This window comes from Moorena sp. SIO3A2 (genome assembly GCF_010672265.1).
Lineage (GTDB): Bacteria > Cyanobacteriota > Cyanobacteriia > Cyanobacteriales > Coleofasciculaceae > Moorena > Moorena producens.
Genome location: NZ_JAAHHC010000070.1, coordinates 20,927 through 27,005 on the forward strand (window position 1 = coordinate 20,927; position 6,079 = coordinate 27,005).

At 41.5% G+C, this 6,079-nt stretch carries 4 protein-coding genes and 2 pseudogenes; 5 read left to right on the plus strand and 1 reads right to left on the minus strand.

What is annotated here, in order from left to right; all coding sequences use genetic code 11:
- Nucleotides 1-152 precede the first annotated feature (152 nt).
- The 5 genes and pseudogenes from F6K64_RS34930 to ltrA (F6K64_RS34950) all read left to right on the plus strand — a co-directional run.
- Nucleotides 153-596: a hypothetical protein gene (locus F6K64_RS34930; RefSeq protein WP_008190960.1), complete on the plus strand. Its 444-nt coding sequence runs from the start codon at nucleotides 153-155 to the stop codon at nucleotides 594-596.
- A gap of 293 nt (nucleotides 597-889) precedes the next feature.
- Nucleotides 890-1,540 carry a hypothetical protein gene (locus F6K64_RS34935; RefSeq protein ID WP_008190963.1) on the plus strand — a complete coding sequence of 217 codons (651 nt, stop codon included), beginning with the start codon at nucleotides 890-892 and terminating at the stop codon, nucleotides 1,538-1,540.
- Between the two features lie 332 nt (nucleotides 1,541-1,872).
- Nucleotides 1,873-2,025: pseudogene (locus F6K64_RS34940) on the plus strand (RNA-guided endonuclease TnpB family protein); the annotation flags it as partial.
- Between the two features lie 584 nt (nucleotides 2,026-2,609).
- Nucleotides 2,610-4,139, plus strand: a complete 1,530-nt coding sequence (ltrA, locus tag F6K64_RS34945) for a group II intron reverse transcriptase/maturase (protein ID WP_008190968.1) — start codon at nucleotides 2,610-2,612, stop codon at nucleotides 4,137-4,139.
- A 542-nt stretch (nucleotides 4,140-4,681) separates the two neighbouring features.
- Nucleotides 4,682-5,866 (plus strand): annotated as a pseudogene (gene ltrA / locus F6K64_RS34950) (group II intron reverse transcriptase/maturase); the annotation flags it as partial.
- 15 nt (nucleotides 5,867-5,881) lie between these two features.
- Here the strand turns inward: ltrA (F6K64_RS34950) and F6K64_RS34955 are convergent.
- A partial coding sequence (locus F6K64_RS34955) for a transposase (protein ID WP_287265468.1) occupies nucleotides 5,882-6,079 on the minus strand: 198 nt, incomplete at its 5' end.

Sequence of the window (6,079 nt, forward strand, 5' to 3'; positions counted from 1 at the left end):
AAGTGTAGTAACTACCTAAGTGTATTAACCAGTGTATTAACCCATTGTCATGATATCACGATATACCAATAGAAGTATATCGTGACAAAATGTGCCAAACTTATAAGAGGACAATCACATGTTGCTCTCTCTGGAGCTAGAGGACAAGGACATTGGTTCACAAAAAGACAGATCCCCGGTATGCATTACTGCGAGGACATATTCCCAAACATCTACTAAAGCGCTTCCGCAACTACTGTGTCGAACACGAACTTGACTACAGTGAAGGACTAGAAGATGCGCTGACTAAATTTTTTCAGTACCTAGACAGCAGCCAACAATTAGCAGTTCCAGCACAAACTCCTACCATTGCTGATCTGATTCATGGCTGGAACTTGGAAGAACTATCACGATTAAGTGAAGTTAGCGTTGAAAACCTCCAAGCCATCTTGGAAGGAAACCGACCCACAGATGATGATCTGATTGGTTTGGGTGTAGTGCTATGCAAGAACAATGATGAACCTTGGACAACCGATGAGTTAGTGGAGATTCGCGATCGCTGTTTCTACGGTTTTCCAAAATTGTCGAGCAACAGCGAGTCGCCAAGGATTCAATAACCGTGATCGGACTAACAGCTGCCAATGGTGATTGCTATCAGAGGGGATTTTTTACAGAAATTATCGGTTTTTGAAGCGATTTTTGGCTAAAATCAATCCTGCCAGTTACTGTACTATGGAAGCCGTCGGTTACTTAGATCAACAACCATAGATCAACAAGCAGAGGTGAGCCATAGTACTTAGCCATAGTACTTAGCCATAGTACTTAGCCATAGTCTCCGTTGGTCCGGTTTAACTTGCTTAACAGCAACACTCACTACTCAGCGTGTCATTTTAGGTTTCAGTCTTCAACAATGGACAATTTCTTTTTCTCAGGGTGCCATCTATCAGTTACCACGGAAAGCTTCAATATTGAAGCACCATCACGCTTAGCGGCCTACGCTCTAAGGCGACATGCTAGTGAGCTGGCTGTCTCTGCTCAAAAACTCAGGCTTCAACGGGCTATTGTATCCTGGCCCGGATGCGAGCGACCTTACCAAATTCCCACCTCCATACTCAGGAGCGAGACAACTATGACCGGACCAATACCCCAAAATGGAACCTATTTGCTAGGAGCCAACTACCTTCGTGTTAATGATTTTATCAAAGAAAAGCGTGAAGAAGGTCTAATTGTAGTAATTACGTCAATGTGGAATGATGTTTGCTTACACACCAATGACCTACTTGCACCAGAGCGGGGTATTCTCCAACCCCATCAGTGGACTGGCTTTAATTATCGCTACTTGTGGCGTGATAGTCGGGATGACTATAACGAACTAATTGATCGATTGACTCGGGAGCGTTACATTCCCAAATTCCAGTACACGCTGAGGCGTCCCGATGGCGCATTAGGCCGCTATGAGACCGATTATTACCTGGTAGAGGACTATCTTAACGTACCAGTGCGCATTGGTGTCAGCGATGTCAATGCTTGGGAACTGATATCAGAACCGTTAGCAAGTTAGTTTCCATTTAGCTGTCCGGCAAAAGAAGCCCCACAACGAACATGCGCAGCATGAGTGTGGGATGAATTTTGCACAGAGTCTTTCGGGACAGGAAAACGAGCTATTAAACTTCTGATTAATTCAGATTGAGTCATTCCTCTTCGTTCTGCTTCCTGTAAGAACTGCCTTTTTTCAAAATCGGTAAGTCTGATAATCAACTTCTTGTCTTTCATTATGGGTTGTCGCATGTGTACAGGCATGTGATCATCATAGTAGGTCGATCAAACAGGAAGCAAGGGATGAAACTAGCGTATCAATACCGATTAAAACCAACAAAATAACAAGTAGCTAAAATTGATAACTGGTTGTCAATGCTTTGTGCCCAGTACAACTATTTGTTGGCGGATAGATTTGCCTGGTATGAACAGAATCGCTGTTCCATTAATGCTTGTCCTCTTGTTTGTCATCTCCCTGATTTAAGAAATAATCCAGACTACTACAGCCAAGTGCGATTCGTTGACTAGAAACTTCAAACCAATTAAAGGTCAGAAGGAGGATTAGTCGCTAGGTCAGGAAACTGACTCTGATAACTTGATAACCATGATGGTGAAACTCCATCCCTCGCGAAATCCGAGTGACAGCCTTACCCGGATTTATGAACATAACAAACTCATAGATTAATGCAAGGGTCGAACAGTGAAGCATCCTTAACCTGAACAGATGTTAGTAACAGGCAGGGACTCATGGGTACGCAAGAAAGATACATCCGAGTTAAATAGGTGTAGCGAAATAAGGTTTGATACGCTACAAACAAATAGTTAAAGGAAAACAAATGGATTATGTAGTTTTGGCTCTACATAATGATTTCCCTAATTCCCGGTGAATAGTATCGCCCTAAAAGTCCGAAAAAATGGTTATCAGGAACGAAGTAACTCCTATATATACTCTCAGAAAGGTCGAATATTCTGAGTAGGTAGTTAGCCGTAAGTTATATGGGAGCAAGATTGAATCAAAAGCTAATACCTGGAGTAACATCCAGGATACGCCGACAGATTCACGTCTATAGGAAAAGATATAGTTGTAAGTAGTAATGAATATGTCTAAAACCCAGGGAAACCAGACGGTGGAATGGAATAGGGTAAATTGGCGTAAGCTAGAAAAAGTCTTATTTAAGTTACAAAAACGAATATATCGAGCCTCACAACGTGGTGACGTCCGTGTGGTAAGAAAGCTACAAAAGACCCTAATGAAATCCTGGACAGCCAAAATGATTGCGGTCAGGCGGGTTACCCAGGAAAACAAAGGTAAGAAAACTGCCGGAATAGACGGGAAAGAAGCCTTAACCCATAGGCAACGACTCGCCCTGGTAGTTAACCTAAAAATCCATAAGAAGGCAAAACCAACAAGAAGGGTTTGGATACCAAAACCTGGAAAAACGGAAAAGCGACCTTTAGGAATCCCGACCATATATGACCGTGCTTTACAGGCACTTGCTAAACAGGCATTAGAACCTGAATGGGAAGCAAAATTTGAACCCAACTCTTATGGGTTCAGACCAGGACGCTCATGTCACGATGCTATTGAAGCAATATTCAAAGCCATTGCCCAAAAACAAAAATGGGTTCTAGATGCAGATATTGCCAAATGCTTTGACAAAATCAACCATGAAACGCTACTAACAAAATTAAATACATATCCATCCTTAAGACGTCTAATAAAGTCCTGGCTCAAAGCCGGAGTGATGGACAATGGAACATTCTCACCTACAAAAGAGGGCACTCCTCAGGGTGGAGTTATATCTCCACTCCTGGCAAATATAGCCCTCCACGGAATGGAAGAGCACATCAAACAATATGCAGAAACATTAAAAATAAAAGGGAGGGCTAAAACACAAAAGAGAAAGGCAATGAGTTTGATAAGATATGCTGACGACTTCGTAATCATACACGAAGACCAAACCACAGTAGAAGAATGTCAAAAAATTATTAGCACATGGTTGAAGGATATAGGGCTGGAATTAAAACCAAGTAAAACAAAAATAGCCCACACAACGGACGGATTTGACTTCCTAGGATTCAATATACGTCAATACAATGTAGGTAAAAATCAGTCAAAACAAGGTTTTAAGACCATCATAAAACCATCCAAAGAAAGCATCCAAAGACATTATAGGCAGCTCTCAGACAAAATAGACCGTCATAGAGCCGCCTCCCAAGAGGCACTAATAAAATGCCTTAAACCTATTATACTCGGATGGTGCAACTACAATAAAACAGTATGTAGCAAAGAAACATTCGAGAAAATAGGATACATGTTATGGAATAAGCTTCAAAGATGGGGATACAGAAGGCATCCTAATAAATCTAAAAACTGGGTAACCAAGAAATATTGGGGAACCTTAGGAAAGGATAGATGGATGTTTATGACTAGTAAAGATAATTACTTACCTAGACATGCCAAGGTAGAAATTATCAGACACACAAAAGTCAAAGACACCAGAAGCCCTTATGATGGAGACCTAATCTATTGGAATACCAGAATGAGAAAGCATCCTGAGATGACCAATCAGGTGCGATTCGTTGGTTATAAACCTTGCCCCGTAAGGGTTTTGGGGGATTAACCGCTAGGACAAATTACTGAACCTAGACAACTTGGTAACCATGGTGGTGAAAATCCACCCCTCGTGAAATCCGAGTGACAGCCTTACCCTGATTCATAAGGAGTAACGAACTTACGGATTGATGCAAGGGTCGAACAGTGAAGCGGAACCAATCCAGGGGAAGTTAGTAACAGGCACAGGACTCATGGGTACGAGAGAAAGGTACGTTTGAATCATCGTTATCATCGTGTAGCGAAATGGGTTGATTACGCTACAGACAAACAGTCAAAGGAATATGGATTATGAGGTTTTGACTCTTCATAATGATTTCCCGAAATTATTCCTGGTGAATAGTACCACCCTAAAAGTTCGCAGAATGGTTATCAGGAACGAAATAACCCCGATATGTACTCTGTTGAAAGGTCGAATATTCTGAGTAGGTAGTTAGCCGCATGTCGTACCGGGGAAAGATTGAGTCAGAAGTTAATGTCTAGAGTAATGTCTAGGATATACTGACGGACTCACGTCAAACGGAAATGAAATAGTTGTAAGTACCAATTGATATGTCTAAGACGCTGGGTTTCCAGACGGTGGAATGGAATAAGGTTAACTGGCGCAAGCTAGAAAAGACCCTATTTAAGTTGCAAAAACGAATATTTCGAGCCTCTGTTCGTGGTGATATCCGTGCGGTAAGAAAACTGCAAAAAACTCTAATGAAGTCCTGGACCGCCAAGATGATAGCGGTACGTAGGGTCACCCAGGAGAATAAAGGTAAAAAGACTGCCGGAATAGATGGGGTCAAATCTCTAACCAAGAGACAACGCCTCACCTTAGTAGCCAACCTCAAAATCTCCAAAAAGGCAAAACCTACCAGACGGGTCTGGATTCCTAAACCCGGACAATCAGAAAAACGCCCATTAGGAATCCCGACCATGTATGACCGCGCATTACAGGCACTAACTAAGCAGGCATTAGAACCTGAATGGGAAGCACGTTTTGAACCCAATTCATACGGGTTCAGACCAGGACGCTCCTGTCACGATGCTATTGAAGCAATATTCACAGGCATCAACCAAAAACCTAAATGGGTACTAGATGCCGACATTGCCAAATGCTTTGGCCGTAGGCCACGCTTCGCGAACGATAAAATCAACCATAATGCACTTCTCACAAAATTGAATACTTATCCATCCTTAAGACGATTAATCAAATCCTGGCTAAAAGCTGGTGTGATGGATAATGAGACATTCTCACCTACAGAAGAGGGCACTCCACAAGGCGGAGTCATATCTCCCCTTCTGGCAAATATAGCCCTTCACGGCATGGAAAAAAGGATTAAACAATTCGCAGAAACTATGAAGGGAAGTAAATCCAAAAATAGGAATGCATTAAATTTAATCCGATATGCAGATGACTTTGTCATAATGCATAAAGACCATTACGTGGTAGAAAAATGTCAAAGAATCATCAATACATGGTTGAATGACATGGGTTTGGAATTAAAATCAAGTAAGACCAGGATTACCCATACATTTGAAGGATTTGACTTCCTCGGATTCAATATCCGTCAATATCAAGTCGGTAAAAACCAGTCAAAACAAGGTTTTAAGACCATCATCAAACCATCTAAAGAAAAAGTTCTAGAGCATTACAGGCAGCTCGCCAAAGTTATCGAACAATACAGAGCTGCCCCGCAGACGGCTCTAATCAGCCGACTAAAACCCATTATAAGAGGATGGTGTAATTACTAAGCTGTTGCGCATTTAAACTGTGATAACAGCATTGCCTTTGTTTTTTATTTTTCGTACCCATTTTATAATTAACCCTCCTTCATTTAAAAGATGATTTAACAAACATTCTAATTCTTCAATTGATTTGAAAACTCGATTGGCAATATATTCTTTTGCTGAATGCCAAACCAATTCAATTAAGTTATAATCAGGACTATACTCGGGAAGATA

Coding starts and splice junctions, on each gene's coding strand:
- F6K64_RS34935 (WP_008190963.1), top strand. CDS start 890: ATGGACAATTTCTTTTTCTCAGGGTGCCATCTATCAGTTACCACGGAA.
- ltrA (WP_008190968.1), top strand. CDS start 2,610: ATGAATATGTCTAAAACCCAGGGAAACCAGACGGTGGAATGGAATAGG.